The organism is Polaromonas sp., assembly GCF_030680935.1.
In the GTDB taxonomy this organism is placed as follows: Bacteria; Pseudomonadota; Gammaproteobacteria; order Burkholderiales; family Burkholderiaceae_C; genus Polaromonas.
Genome location: NZ_JAUXUP010000046.1, coordinates 1 through 13681 on the forward strand (window position 1 = coordinate 1; position 13681 = coordinate 13681).

Annotated in this window: 13 protein-coding genes, 1 tRNA gene and 1 riboswitch; of the genes, 2 read left to right on the plus strand and 12 right to left on the minus strand. The window is 63.7% G+C overall.

Going from position 1 to position 13681, the window contains the following annotated elements:
- Positions 1–96: 96 nt before the first annotated feature.
- Positions 97–172, minus strand: a tRNA-Asn gene (locus Q8L50_RS11995).
- A 156-nt stretch (positions 173–328) separates the two neighbouring features.
- Here Q8L50_RS11995 and thiD point away from each other — a divergent pair.
- The gene (gene thiD / locus Q8L50_RS12000; RefSeq protein ID WP_305348862.1) at positions 329–1183 is read left to right on the plus strand and encodes a bifunctional hydroxymethylpyrimidine kinase/phosphomethylpyrimidine kinase; all 855 of its coding nucleotides are present in this window, start codon (positions 329–331) and stop codon (positions 1181–1183) included.
- Here the strand turns inward: thiD and Q8L50_RS12005 are convergent.
- From Q8L50_RS12005 to Q8L50_RS12045, 9 genes are all read right to left on the minus strand, one after another.
- A complete protein-coding gene (locus Q8L50_RS12005) occupies positions 1167–2465 on the minus strand; it encodes a cytosine permease (RefSeq protein WP_305348863.1) in 1299 nt (432 codons plus the stop codon). The genes thiD and Q8L50_RS12005 overlap by 17 nt on opposite strands.
- A gap of 66 nt (positions 2466–2531) precedes the next feature.
- Positions 2532–2630, minus strand: a riboswitch (TPP riboswitch).
- A 99-nt stretch (positions 2631–2729) separates the two neighbouring features.
- Positions 2730–3830 (minus strand): NAD(P)/FAD-dependent oxidoreductase, encoded by a 1101-nt coding sequence (locus Q8L50_RS12010; RefSeq protein WP_305348864.1) that lies wholly within the window; start codon positions 3828–3830, stop codon positions 2730–2732.
- 25 nt (positions 3831–3855) lie between these two features.
- The gene (fdxA, locus tag Q8L50_RS12015) at positions 3856–4185 is read right to left on the minus strand and encodes a ferredoxin FdxA (protein ID WP_305348865.1); all 330 of its coding nucleotides are present in this window, start codon (positions 4183–4185) and stop codon (positions 3856–3858) included.
- A gap of 88 nt (positions 4186–4273) precedes the next feature.
- Positions 4274–5587, minus strand: coding sequence for a sulfate adenylyltransferase subunit 1 (locus tag Q8L50_RS12020; protein ID WP_305348866.1), 1314 nt, complete (start codon positions 5585–5587; stop codon positions 4274–4276).
- Positions 5587–6543, minus strand: a complete 957-nt coding sequence (cysD, locus tag Q8L50_RS12025) for a sulfate adenylyltransferase subunit CysD (RefSeq protein WP_305348867.1) — start codon at positions 6541–6543, stop codon at positions 5587–5589. Before cysD ends, Q8L50_RS12020 begins: the two co-directional genes overlap by 1 nt.
- 3 nt (positions 6544–6546) lie before the next feature.
- On the minus strand, positions 6547–7167 hold the full coding sequence (locus Q8L50_RS12030) for a phosphoadenosine phosphosulfate reductase family protein (RefSeq protein ID WP_305348868.1): 621 nt from the start codon (positions 7165–7167) through the stop codon (positions 6547–6549).
- Between the two features lie 5 nt (positions 7168–7172).
- Positions 7173–7577 carry a DUF934 domain-containing protein gene (locus Q8L50_RS12035; protein ID WP_305348869.1) on the minus strand — a complete coding sequence of 135 codons (405 nt, stop codon included), beginning with the start codon at positions 7575–7577 and terminating at the stop codon, positions 7173–7175.
- A 9-nt stretch (positions 7578–7586) separates the two neighbouring features.
- Positions 7587–9398 carry a nitrite/sulfite reductase gene (locus Q8L50_RS12040; RefSeq protein ID WP_305348870.1) on the minus strand — a complete coding sequence of 604 codons (1812 nt, stop codon included), beginning with the start codon at positions 9396–9398 and terminating at the stop codon, positions 7587–7589.
- 28 nt (positions 9399–9426) lie between these two features.
- Positions 9427–10218: a sulfite exporter TauE/SafE family protein gene (locus Q8L50_RS12045; RefSeq protein ID WP_305348871.1), complete on the minus strand. Its 792-nt coding sequence runs from the start codon at positions 10216–10218 to the stop codon at positions 9427–9429.
- A gap of 199 nt (positions 10219–10417) precedes the next feature.
- Here Q8L50_RS12045 and Q8L50_RS12050 point away from each other — a divergent pair, with 199 nt between their 5' ends.
- On the plus strand, positions 10418–11221 hold the full coding sequence (locus Q8L50_RS12050; protein WP_305348872.1) for a response regulator: 804 nt from the start codon (positions 10418–10420) through the stop codon (positions 11219–11221).
- Between the two features lie 57 nt (positions 11222–11278).
- Here the strand turns inward: Q8L50_RS12050 and mnmC are convergent, their stop codons facing one another.
- Positions 11279–13147 (minus strand): FAD-dependent 5-carboxymethylaminomethyl-2-thiouridine(34) oxidoreductase MnmC, encoded by a 1869-nt coding sequence (gene mnmC / locus Q8L50_RS12055; RefSeq protein WP_305348873.1) that lies wholly within the window; start codon positions 13145–13147, stop codon positions 11279–11281.
- A gap of 144 nt (positions 13148–13291) precedes the next feature.
- Positions 13292–13681: surface-adhesin E family protein (locus Q8L50_RS12060; RefSeq protein ID WP_305348874.1), on the minus strand; the 390-nt coding region annotated here is incomplete at its 5' end.

The window sequence follows — 13681 nt, forward strand, 5'->3', positions numbered from 1 at the left end:
GAAAAAGCCACCGTATCGGGAGACGCGGTGGCTGTCGAATACAACGAGGGCCGAATGATGAGCCTGGGCAGCTCGACGGTTCGCAGTGAAGGTAAATGGCTCCTCAACCTGGGCTCGAACCAGGGACCTACGGATTAACAGTCCGGCGCTCTACCAACTGAGCTATTGAGGAATACAGCCTAAGATTATAGCCTGATATTCACACCCGTCTGGCTCCGGGCGGCCTGCCGCAGCGCTGCGTCTGCGCTACACCGGGGGGCTTGGGCTGTCCCCGATAATCGGGCCATCGCGTCCACAACGCCGGGTCAGCCGGGAAACTCTTTTCTTCATGAACAACGAGACTTTTGAATTTGAATACCCGCGTGTGTTGTCGATTGCCGGCTCGGACAGTGGCGGCGGCGCTGGCATTCAGGCGGACCTGAAAACTTTTGCTGCGCTGGGATGTTTTGGCATGACCGCCATCACCGCGCTGACAGCGCAGAACACCTTGGGGGTGCGTGCCATCCACGGGGTGCCGCCGGCCATGCTGCGCGACCAGATTGATGCGGTGTTGGAAGACATCGGTGCCGATGCGGTGAAGGTTGGCATGTTGCATTCGCCAGAGATTGTGCTGACTGTGTCTGAAGCGATCGACCGCCATACCTTGCACAACATCGTGCTCGACCCGGTGATGGTCGCGACCAGTGGTGCGGTGCTGATTGACCACCCGGCTATTGAAGTGTTGGTGCGTGAGTTGTTTCCGCGTGCCTTGCTGGTCACGCCAAATCTGGATGAAGTGGCCCTGCTGGTGGGCCGGCCCATCTGCAACGCCGATGATATGGAGACCGCCGCGCACGAGCTGCAGGCCAGAGGCGCGCGCGCGGTGCTGGTGAAGGGCGGGCATTTGCCCGGCGACACAGTGATGGACCTGCTGCTTTTGGCCTCGGGCGAGAAGCACTGGATGCATGCGCCGCGTATCCACAGCGCCAATACCCATGGCACCGGTTGCACCTTGTCTTCTGCCATCGCGGCCGGGTTGGCGCTGGGGCAGCCGCTGCGCGAAGCGGTGGAAGCGGCCCGCAGCTATGTGCGGGCGGCGCTGCAGGCGGGCGCCAAAGTCAAGACAGGCGCGGGCAGCGGGCCGCTGAACCACGGCCATGCACCCATGGCCATGCGGCTCAAACCCCTCAGGCTGCAGAACTGAGCGAAGCCTGACCTGACGCCGGCTTTGACGGGGCGCGGGTGACGCGGGCCAGAACAAAGGTCAGTGCCAGGGTGGGCAGCGCAGCACCCCATTCGGGCGCGAATTTGGCGCACAGGTGGTAGGTGGCCACCCCCAGCAGCCAGATCAACACCGCACTGAGGTTGACCTTTTTCGCGCCCACCAGCGACGCCACGTTGGCCGTGCCCACCAGGCGCGCCAGGATCACACCGTACAGTGGCACAAAGACGGAGCTGAGCATCAGCAAAAAGGGCTCCAGGCTGTGCATGGGCAGCACCAGCGCCAGGCCGGTACACAACACGGCCAGGACAATACCCCAGCGGCGCAGGCTCCAGCTTGGTTTCAGGCTTTGGCCAGCGACAGAGCCTGAATACAGATCGCCGTAGGCGTTGTCCACTTCGTCGATCAGGATCAGGCCCAGGGCAATCAGCCCGCCTTGCGCCAGCAGCAGGGCAGCCACCAGATCGGTGCTCGGCGTGGTCAGCGCAATCAGCACCCCCAGCCCGTAACACCAGGTGTTGGCGATGGCGTAACCCAGCCACGTACCGCGCAAGGCGCTTTTTCCGTCGCGCCCGTGGCGCGCAAAATCCGCCACCAGCGGCAGCCACGACACCGGCATGGCAATCACCAGGTCGAGTGCCGACAGCGTGCTCATGCCACCGGCGCCGGGCCGGTTCCAGAAGGCCTCCCAGCCCTGGGCCTGCGCGCGGCCGAGAAACTGCCAGGTCAGCCACAGCAATGAGGCAATCACCAGCGGCAGGCCAAAGCGGCCAATAAATTTGCGCACCAGCGTGACCATGGAGCCCGAGAGCAGGGCAATCAGCACGCCGCCCCAGAGCAGCGTCGCCAGCACCGGCCAGAAGGATGCGACAAACGCGCCCGACTGCCGGGCGATGGCGACTGTGCCATCACGCATGACCACCAGCTCAAAGGTGGTCCAGCCTATCAGTTGAACGATGTTGAGCAGCACTGGCAGGCGCGCAAAACTGCTGCCGTAGGTGGCGTGCATCAGCCCGGCGCTCGACAGGCCTGTGTCGCAGCCAAGTTTGGCCGTCCAGGCCAGCAGGCCGGCGCCCAGCACCGAGCCGACGACGATGACGGTCAGGGCCTCTTTGGTGCCCAGTGCCGGCACCAGGTAGGCGCCAATCTGCATCACCAGCAGGCCCACGCCCAGGCTAAGCCACAGCGCTGCATGCTGGGACCAGCCGAAGGCGCGGTCCGACGCGGGCAGCGGTGTCAGTGCCATGTTGTTTGTAGAAGCCATCAACTTTTCCTTGTGTCAATGGCAGGGCGGCTTGTATGGGCGCCGGCCGCAGTGGGGGGACTGGATGGCGCCTCTGACATGCTTCCCTGCGCGAGGATTACCTCAATCAGGTTCAAAGGGACTTTCTCAGTCGCCGCTTGCGCGGAAACACCCCCAGCGAATGCGGTCTTGAAGACCGCACCGGAATTGTAGCCCGCTCCCCGCAGGCGCTCAAACTGCAAGGCCCGCTGAAGCGGGCCTTGTTTCTTGTTGGAGGGAAGCGGTCTAATCAAACACTGGCGACTCAACCCCCAGCACCTTGTGCAATTTCGGGCTGGTGGTGGTGTATTGCAGGTGGATTTTCTTGTCGGGGAAAATCAGCGGCGCGGCGCCAAATGCGGCCAGTGCGCATTCATGAAAGCCGCTGAGGATCAGTTTTTTCTTGCCCGGGTAGGTGTTGATGTCACCGACGGCAAAAATGCCTGGCACATTGGTCGAAAACTTCTCTGTATCGACTTTGAGCTGCTTGCGCTCAATATCCAGGCCCCAGTCGGCAATCGGCCCGAGTTTGGGCGACAGGCCAAAGAAGACCAGCAGCGCGTCCAGCGGCACAATGCGGGTGACGCCGTCGGCGCCGGTGACTTTGGCCCCTGCCAGCTTGCCGTCTTTCTCATCGTAGCCGGTGATCTGGCCAACGATGAACTGCATCTCGTAGTTGTCGCAGAGCGCTTTCATCTTGGCCACACTGGCCGGCGCGGCCTGGAAACCGTCGCGGCGGTGGATCAGGATCACACTTTCAGCCTTGTTCGTGCCTTCACTTGCAAAGTGCAGCGCCCAATCGAGTGCAGAGTCGCCACCCCCAACGATGACCAGGTTTTTACCGGCAAACTGGGCCGGTGACTTGACGCGGTAAAACAATTGCGTGTCGTCAAACCTCTCCAGACCGTCCAGTCGCAGCAGACGCGGCTGGAAGGCCCCCACACCGGCGGCGATGAAGAGGGTCTTGGTCAGAAACTGGGTGCCTTTGGAGGTCTGAACGAAAAACCGGCCGTCGGCCTGCTGTTCGACGGTGCTGACTTCCTGGCCGAAGTGGAAGGTGGCACCAAAAGGTTCGATCTGTTTGAGCAGCGAATCGGTCAACTCCCTGCCGGTGCAAACCGGCACGGCCGGAATGTCGTAAATCGGTTTGTCGGGGTACAGCTCTATGCACTGGCCGCCCGGATACGCCAGCGAGTCGATCACATGGGCCTTGATCTCCAGCAGGCCGAGCTCAAACACCTGGAAGAGCCCGACCGGACCGGCGCCGACTATGACTGCGTCGGTCTCAATCGGACCGTCGTGCGCGCTGGCGGTGTTGATCACTTCTTGATTGAGTTGGGGTTCCATTGGAGGGGCAGAGGCTCTAGCTGGCTTAGCGGATCAGCTCAGACAGTTTTCCGGTCTTGTCTTTCCAGTCGTCGGCATCGGGCAAGGCTTCCTTGCGTTTGGTGATGCTTTTCCAGCCTGCGGCGTGGCTGAGCTCCACATTGAGCTTGATGAAGGGGATCTGATCGGCCGGCACGTCTTCTTCGGCGTAGATCGCATTGACCGGGCACTCGGGGATGCAGACCGCGCAGTCGATGCATTCGTCCGGGTCGATCACCAGCATGTTCGGACCTTCGCGGAAGCAGTCCACCGGGCAGACGTCCACGCAGTCGGTGTATTTGCAGCGGATGCAGGATTCGGAAACGATGTGAGTCATGTTGTTCGTGCGGGATCGGTGGAAACCCTAGATTTTAAGAGGATTCCGCGAGCAGGGTTAAGTCAGAGGCCGGGTGGCCTGATGCGGATCAAAGAACCAGCACGGCGCCAGAGGTTTTGTGCGAGGCGGTATCGACCAGCACCAACGAGCCCAGCACGCGCGAACGGGCATAGGGCAGCGTGGCCAGCGCCTCTTGCAGGCTCAGCTCGATATGGCCAATGGCATTGGGCGGCAGCTCACTGGCATCTTCCTCGGCCAGCGTGTTCACGTCCAGCTTGTGAACGATACGTTTGACCTTGGCCTTGACCCAGCGGTGGCCGTGCAGCGCCCAATACACACGGCCTGCCACCAGTGGCTCGTCGTCCATCCAGGCGATGGTGACGGACAGCTCCCGGCTGGGCACAAATGTATCGGCGGCCAGCAACCAGTCACCGCGCGAGACATCCACCTCGCGGTCCAGCACAATGCCCGCGCTGTGGCCGGCCAGAACAGACCGGGGTTCGCGCGTGTGGTCCAGCACCTGCGCCACCACCGCCGTTTGACCGCTGGGCAACACAGTGATGGTCTGGCCGGCCTGTATGCCGCCGGTGGCGACCCGGCCCCAGAACACACGGCGGCCCTGGGTGGTGTCGGACGAGGAGGAGAATTTTTCCACCCACTGCACCGGGAAGGCAAAGGCTTCGTTGCGTTCGGCCGGGGTAGCGGGGAGTTGTTCAAGCAACTGCAGCAGCGACGGGCCTTCGTAGCCGCACCAACCCGGCCTGGCATCGACCACGTTGTGCCCTATCAGCGCCGAGACCGGTACGATGGCCCGGGCCGGAATGTTGGCTGCCTGCGCAAATGCCGTCAGGGCGGCGCTGATTTTCCGGAAGGCCAGGGCAGAGTCATCGACCGCATCGAGCTTGTTGACGGCGAAGACGATGGACGGCACCCGCAGCAAGTTGACCAGCAGCGAATGGCGACGGGTTTGCGGCAGCAACTCCATCCCGGGGTTTTTCCAGTCCAGCTTGGTTGCATCGACCAGCACCACGGCGGCGTCTGCGCTCGATGCGGCGGTGACCATGTTGCGCGTGTACTGCTCGTGGCCGGGCGCATCGCCGATGATGAATTTGCGGTTTTCGGTGTTGAAGTAGCGGTAGGCCACGTCGATAGTGATGCCCTGTTCGCGTTCGGCGCTCAGGCCGTCGGTCAGCAGCGCCAGATCGGTCGCGCCGCCGCGCTGCACGCCGGCCAGGTGGTCCTGCAGCACGGCCTTGCTGTCCACCAGCAGGCGGCCTATCAGTGTGCTTTTGCCGTCATCCACAGAGCCGCAGGTGATGAACTTCAGTGCCGATCTCAGGTCATTTTGGCCTGCAGCCCTTGCTGGTTGTTCGCTGGCAGCTATCAAATCAATAGTGTTCATTAAAAGTACCCGTCTTTTTTGCGCTTTTCCATGGAGGCGTCGGAGGTTTTGTCGTCCATGCGGGTGGCGCCGCGCTCGCTCACATCGGCAGCCAGGGTTTCGATCACAATCTCGGCGGCCGTAGCGGCCGGGCTGTCCACAGGGCAGGTGCAGGTGATGTCGCCCACGGTGCGGAAACGCACGGTTTTCTCGACCACTTCTTCGCCGTCACGCGCCGGTGTCAGCTCTGTCACCGGTACCAGCAAGCCCTTGCGTTCGACGACCTTGCGCTGGTGTGCGTAGTAGAGCGAGGGCAGCGCGATCTGTTCACGCTCGATGTATTGCCACACGTCGAGCTCGGTCCAGTTGGAAATCGGGAACACGCGGAAGTGTTCGCCGGGCTGCAGCCGGGTGTTGAACAGGGTCCAGAGCTCGGGGCGCTGGGCCTTGGGCTGCCACTGGCCGAAGCTGTCGCGGTGCGAGAAGATACGCTCCTTGGCGCGGGCTTTTTCCTCGTCGCGCCGCGCGCCACCGATCAGCGCGTCAAAACGGAATTCTTCAATCGCCTCCAGCAGGGTCACCGACTGGTGCACATTGCGCGACTCGCCGGGATGCGCCAGACGCACCGTGCCGCGTTTCATCGAATCTTCGACATTGCGCACGATCAGCTCGGCACCGAGTTCTTTCGCGCGCAGGTCGCGGAAGTCGGTGACTTCGTGGAAGTTGTGGCCGGTGTCAATCATCAGGAGCGGGTAGGGAATTCTGCCCACGCCGAAGGCCTTTTCGGCGCACTTGAGCATGACCAGCGAGTCCTTTCCGCCCGAAAACAGCAGGGTGGGGCGCTCAAAGGCAGCCGCGACTTCGCGCAGGATGAAAATTGTTTCTTCCTCCAGCGCATCGAGGTGGGAGTTGGACAGCCGCGCGATGGAGATCGCGGAGTCGGCTGGCAGCAGGTTGGAGGGTGTGCGGGCGTTCATAGGTCAGTGAGCGAGGTGCAGGCCGCATTCGCGGTGGTCCTCGCCCTTGGTAGGGTCCACGTAGTCGAAATTGTTGGGCAGGCCGTTGATTTCACAGTACTGGTACAGGTCCTTGGATGACCAGTGCAGCAGCGGCGCGACCTTGATCAGCCCGTCCGGATTGACGCTGACCGGGTCCATTTGCGCACGCACGGCGGTATCCGTGGCGCGCAGGGCGGTGAACCACACTTGGGGCGCAGTTTCGCGCAGGGCGCGGGCAAAGGGCTCGAGCTTCACTTCTTCGGTGAAGGCCGCATGGCGGGGGTCGTCCAGCGCTGGGGTCGGGCCGACCACCGCCTCACGGTGCGCACGCGAGCGGCGCGGCAGATAAATATGCAGATCGAGTTTCAGCAGTTTCGTTACTTCGTCGGCAAAACGGTAGGTGGCCTCGGTGTTGTAGCCGTTGTCCATCCAGACCACGGGGATGCGGGGCTGGGCGCGCGTCACCATGTGCAGGATGACCGCCTCGAAGGGCCGGAAATTGGTGGTGACGATGGCGGGCTTGCCCAGTCCCACGGCCCAGTCCACCAGGCCCTGCGCGTTGTGGCCGAGTTCTGCGTTGATCTTTGCAAGGTCAAGGTTCATGGTGTTCAGGCCGCAGCCCCTTCCTTGATTTCCTTGAATTGGGGTTGCACATCGACGGCGTCGCCCTGGTATTTACCGACGCCGTAACCAGGGTAGGACGCCAGCACGCGCTGGGCGGTCGCCATTTGCTGGTCGGCGCGCAGCACGGCCACGTCAAAGCCGCTGCGCTCCATCTGCGCCAGCTGGTCGGCCAGCACATCGCCCGTGGCGCGAATCTCACCGGCAAATTCGCGCCGGCGGCGCAGCAGAAAGGCCTGGCTGAAGGCGCGGCCGTCGGTGAACTTGGGGAAGTGCAGGTCGATGCGGGTCACGCCGTCCAGAGAGGGCGACAGCGGATCGGCGTCGTTGGGCAGAACCAGGGTGCTGCTGTCTTCGGCGGCGGCGTGATCGGTGAAGGGCAAAAGTTTCATGGCGGATCCTCAGGCAGCCACCGCAGCGGCAGAAAAACGCGCACCATTGGCGGCGGTCTTGAACGGGTCGATGCCGACGCGGCGCAGGGTGGAGACAAAGGTTTCACCGGCCTCGCGCTGCCGGCGGTAGGTGTCGAGTACAGCTTCGATCACTTCAGGCACTTCAGCGGCAGAGAAAGACGGGCCGACCACCTTGCCAGGCACAGGCGCGCCGCTCAGGGTCGAGCCGTCAGAGCCGCCCAGCGTGACCTGGTACCACTCCTTGCCGTCTTTGTCGACGCCCAGAATGCCGATGTGGCCGCTGTGGTGGTGGCCGCAGGAGTTGATGCAACCACTGATGTGCAGGTCAATTTCGCCCAGGTCGTGCAGCTCGTCCATGTCCTGGTAACGCTCGGTAATCGCTTCGGCAATCGGGATGGAGCGCGCATTGGCCAGCGAGCAGAAGTCGCCGCCGGGGCAGGCAATCATGTCGGTCAGCAGGCGGATGTTGGGGCGTGCAAAGCCGGCCTTGCGGGCGGCCCGCCAGAGCTCGGGCAGCTCATCGCAGCGCACCCAGGGCAGCAGCAGGTTCTGGTCGTGGGTCACGCGCACCTCACCGGCACTGAACTGGTCGGCCAGGTCTGCGGCCGTGTCCAGCTGGTCGGCGGTCGCGTCACCGGGTGCCTGGCCCAGCCGTTTGAAAGACAGGGTCACGCAGCGCAGGTCGGGGTTCTGGTGCGGCGCCACGTTTTGCTTGAGCCAGCGGCTGAACTCGATGTCGTCCTCGGCGGCAGCGCGCAGGATGTTGGCAATCTTCGCATCGGCGCTTTTGCGGTCGCACTTGAGCGCGGGCGGCACAAAAGAGGCGGTGACACGGTCCAGCTCGGCCTGCGTGATGGTGTGCGGGCCACCGTCGTGATCCATGATCTGCTGGTATTCGGCTTCCACATCGTCGATGTACTTCTGGCCCTCGGCCTTGACCAGAATCTTGATGCGCGCCTTGTACATGTTGTCGCGTCGACCGTAGCGGTTGTAGACCCGCACGATGGCCTCGATGTAGTTCATGACCTGGTGCCACGGCAAAAACTCGCGGATCACAGTGCCGATGATGGGGGTGCGGCCCATGCCGCCGCCGACCAGCACCTTGAAGCCCAGTTCACCCTCCTCGTTGCGGATCAGGTGAAGGCCCACGTCGTGCCAGGCCGTGGCTGCCCGGTCTTCTTTTGCGCCAGTGATGGCGATCTTGAACTTGCGCGGCAAAAAGGCGAACTCGGGGTGCAGCGTGCTCCATTGGCGCAGGATCTCGCCAAACGGCCGTGGGTCGGCTATTTCGTCGACCGCGATGCCTGCGCGCTCATCGCTGGTGATGTTGCGTATGCAGTTGCCGCTGGTCTGGATGCCATGCATGCTGACGCTGGCCAGCAGGTCCATCACGTCGGCGGACTTGTCCAGCGGAATCCAGTTGTACTGGATGTTCTGGCGCGTCGTGAAGTGGGCATAACCGGCGGTGAGTTTGGACGCCACCGACAGGCCGCTTTTGAGTTCGACCGGGCCGAGCTTGTCCTGGGCCGCCTGCGCCTGTTCGAACAGCGCGCTGTTCGGCTGGTCGTACTCGCGGGCGATTTTCGCCAGCACGCGCACCTGCGCGCTTGACAGCTCGCCGTAGGGCACGGCGACGCGCAGCATGGGGGCGTAGCGCTGCACATACCAGCCGTTTTGCAGGCGCAGCGGGCGGAACTCGTCTTCTGGCAACTGGCCGGCCTGCCAGCGGCTCAGCTGGTCACGGTACTGGTCTGCTCTGGACTGAACAAACTGGCGGTCAAATTCTGTGTATTGGTACATGGCTGTCGGGGGAGGGGCAAAAATGGATTCAGATGACGATGAGCTTGACGCCGGCATAAGCCAGCAGCACGGAAAGCAGCGAACGTATCCAGCGGTCCGGCGTGCTGTTGACCAGCCGCGTGCCCAGCCAGATGCCGGGCAGCGAGCCAGCCAGCAACTTGGCCAGCAACACCCAGTCGACCGAGCCGATGGCCGCATGGCCCAGGCCCGCTACCAGCGTCAGCGGCACCGCATGAGCAATATCAGCAGCCACAATGCGCGGCAAGGGCAGGGCGGGGTAAAGCAGCATCAGCACAATGACGCCAATGGCGCCCGCGCCTACCGATGTCAGCGTGACCAGGCAACCGATGACCGCGCCAAACAGCACAGGCAGGGCCCAGTGCCGCGCCCGCGTGGCGACGGCCAGGTCTGCGGCAGAAATGGTGCGCGGTGCGGATTTGCCGTACACCGCCTTGTAAAGCATGGCGACGGCAGTCAGCAGCAGCGCCACACCCAGGGTGGTCGTCATCACCGCATGTGTGGCCGGGCTGGCGGGGCCGGCCAGGTGAAGTACGTACAGCGTGGCCAGCGAGGCGGGCACGCTGCCAGCGGCGGTCTGCCCGACAATTTTCCAGTCCACTATCCGGGCCCGGGCCAGGCTCACGGTACCGCCCATTTTGGTGAAGGCCGCGAACAGCAGGTCGGTGCCAATCGCCAAATGGGGTTTGATGCCGAAAAAGAAGATCAGCAGCGGCGTCATCAGCGAGCCACCCCCCACACCCGTCAGGCCCACCACCAGGCCCACGGCAAATCCGGCAAATACGAAGGCGAAATCATGCATAAGTCGCCCACTTTAGGGGGGGTACTTATAAAAACAAACTACAAATTAGTTCTTCGCTTATGCGAATAAGCTTATTCGCGTGCGGTGAAGCGGCTTGAACCAGGCGCTGCGATTTCGTGTCATCTGGACAACGCTGAGCGCTACACCTTGAAACAAGCCCGCATAATGCACCGCAAATCAACAATCATCGCGGGGCACCTTGACTCGAATATTCGTCAAGTTTTACGGATTCAGTGACGCCGAGCGCCATGCCCTCGCCACCGTGTTTCGACTGTCTGAATCGCACGAGGTGGCGTATTCGGCCTGGATGCCTCAGGCCACAGGCGAAACAGCCGAGCCCGACATCCTGCTGATTGACGGTGACAGCTGGGAGGCTGTGCTGGAGCTGGCCAAGCCCGAGCACGACACGCTGAAACTGATCTGGGTCGGTGAGGCCCCACCCCTGCATGCCTGGCGCGTCTTCGCGGCCCCGGTGCGCTGGTCTGCGGTGCTGGAGGCGCTGGACGCCGAGTTTGCGCCGCTTACCTCGCAAGCGCTGTCGGCAGACCTGGCCCTGAGCGACGAGCATGACCTGGACGTCGTGCTGGACGAGGCCGATGACAACACCCAGCCAGCCGGGCTGGAGGGCGACGCCGAAATCACCCCGCCGCGCCGGGTGCTGTTGGTAGATGCCTCGCGCGATGACCGGCTTTATCTGCGCGCCAAGCTGGCTGCAGCTGGGCTTCATGAAGTGGACGAGGCGGCAACTGGCGCACAAGCGCTGGTTCTGCTGAACACCGATGCCTACCACCTGGTCACAGTGGATCTCGGGCTGACCGACATGGACCCCTGGCAACTGATCAAGGCGGTCGACAGCACCCGGCCCGCCATTGCCCACCTTTTTGTCACCGGCACCGCGCCGGGCTGGCAGACCGGACTTCGGGCCAGGTTCTCAGGCGCCGAGGTGTATCTGCGCAAGCCTCTGCATCCCGGCCAGCTCAAGGATTTGCTACAAAAAATATAGCTGCTTGCGACCGCGGGGTATGGGCTGGAGTCCGAAAAGACTCCGAATTTCGGAAACTCAAGCCCGGAAGCGCTGCGGCGACAAGGCCTGAGCCAGGCGCTGTTCCACCGGCAAAGGTTCGCCATGCAAGCGCGCCGCCAGCAACTCCCCGCACAACACGGCAAAACTCAGGCCGCGCGAACCCATGGCGGTGCTGACCCACAATCCTGGCCAAGCGCTGGCCTCAACCTGGCCCACCAGCGGCAGGCGGTCCGGCGCAGCGCAGCGCACACCGGCCCAGGCGCGTGCTGCGTTGCTTTGAAAGATTGGCGTCAGCGTTTGCGCCGCAGTTGGCAGCAGGGCTTGCAGGCGCGCAAGATTGGCCTGTTGATTGGAGGGCCGGATTTCGGTACTGTCCTGGTCGCGCTCGAAGGTCGCGCCTGCGAACCAGGCCAGTCCCTCATCGGTCGGCACGGCGGGAATGAAACTGCCACTACCGTTCACTACAAAAGGCGGAAAGCCTGCCTGGGTGGGCAAGCCGTCGTGTAGGCCCCAGGACATCTGTCCGCGAATCGCCTGCAGCGGCAGGCCGCCCTCCATCAGCAGGCGGCTGGCATGGCCAGCGGCGAGCACCACCATGCTGGCTCGCACCAAGCAGCGTCCTTGCAGATCCAGCACTTGCCATTGGCCGGTCTCCAGGTCTCGCTGCAATCGTGCGGCATGTATGCCGCCGCGCCAGCGTATGCCCGGCTGCCTGAGCAAGGCAAGCACCAGCCTGGCCGGTTTGATCCAGCCCGCGCGGCGGTGCCAGCAGGCGGGCCCGTCCTTCGTGCTGAGCCCGGCCTGCGTCAATTGCGCCTCGGACGCGATGTCGCTCCAGTCGCGGCCGGCGTCGGGCCAGTCTGCGGGCACGCCGGCACTGCCGTCCAGTCGCCGCTCCAGCACGCCGCAGGCCTGCCAGTCCGTGCCTGCCTGCAGCAGCGCTTCAGCCTGCTGCCAGGTGGCGCGCACGCCGCAGCGCGACAGCCGAGACAGCAGGCTGTCGTCGGGCGAGATATGCGGAACCAGCACGCCCGCCGGCAACCCCGAGGCGCCGCCTGCCGGCGCTGTTTGGCTGTCCAGCACCTCCACCTGCCAGCCCCGCCGCGCCAGGCTGGCGGCCACCGACGCCCCCGCGAGGCCAGCGCCTATCACCACGCAGCTTGAGGCGGCGGTTGGCGTGAAGTGTGGGGTCGACACCGCCTTGCGCGGCTCCCAGCGCGGGTCGAACTCGCCCTGCAGGTTGTCGCGCTTGGGCGGTTGGCCCGGTACTTTGCGCACGGTGAAGCCGCACTGGCTCAAGCCGTCGAGCACGCTGCGCGCAATCGTCCAGCTCGCGATGCGGGTGCCGCGCCGGCAGCAGCGCGCCACCGCCTTGAGCGTGTGTATGTTCCAGATGTCGGGGTTCTTTGAAGGGCTGAAGCCGTCGAGGTAAACAGAGTCGGCCTCGAACTGCTGCTCGCGCAGCACGGCCTGGGTGTCACCGATGCACAGACTCAGCAACACCCGGCCTTCTTCAAACACCAGCCGGTGCACGCCCGGCAGCAGGCCCCAGCACTGCGCCTGCAGTTGCGTGGCCAAAGGCAACAGTTCAGGGTGTGCAGCAGCGGCGCGCAGCATGTCGGCGGCGCTGGCCGGAAAGGCCTCGGTGGACACGAAATGCAGCAGGCGCGGGCGCGCCGGGTCGGCCTTCCAGGCCTGCCAGGTGACGAGGAAGTTCAGGCCCAGGCCGAAGCCGGTTTCGAGCATCCGCCACTGCGGCAGGCCGGCCCACGCGGCAGGCAGACCGCAGCCGTGCAAAAAGACCTCACGCGACTGCGCCAGCCCGCCCAGCTCGCTGCGGTAGCGGTCACCATAACGCGGGCTGTAGGGCGTGCCATCCGGCAACCACTCGATCAATTCAGCCATGGCTGCTAAAAGGCGCGGCCTTCGGACCCAGGTAAGCCGGGGCCGCGGAACCGGCTTTGCCGGGCCGCAGGCGCAGCGGCCCCCTCGGGGGGCAGCGACCCACACGCAGTGGGGGAGCGTGGGGGCCAACATCAACCGTGGGGGCTAATAATTAATACAGGCGATGTCCAGCAGCGCCTCCTGGAAGCTGCCATCCCGCACAGCCTCCCACCTGCGCGGCACCGGATCTTCAAAAACCACCTGGCCGTGGCCCATGCGTTCGGACAACAGCGCCACCGACAACAGGCGCAGACGCTGGTTTTTGCAGTCGAACTCGCTGTGATGCAGGCGGGAGAAGTAGCCTTTCTCGTCAGTGATCTGCACCAGCTGATAGTCCATCAGCCACCACATCCGCACCAGGCCACCCTTGCCACGCAAAGTGTTTCTATCGATGTAGGTAATCACCATTTCGTCCACCATCACCGGCGTCCACTGGGCAGCCGCACCCATACCGAGGCAACTGAGGGCTAAGGCGAGGAGCAGGCGTTTCATGGT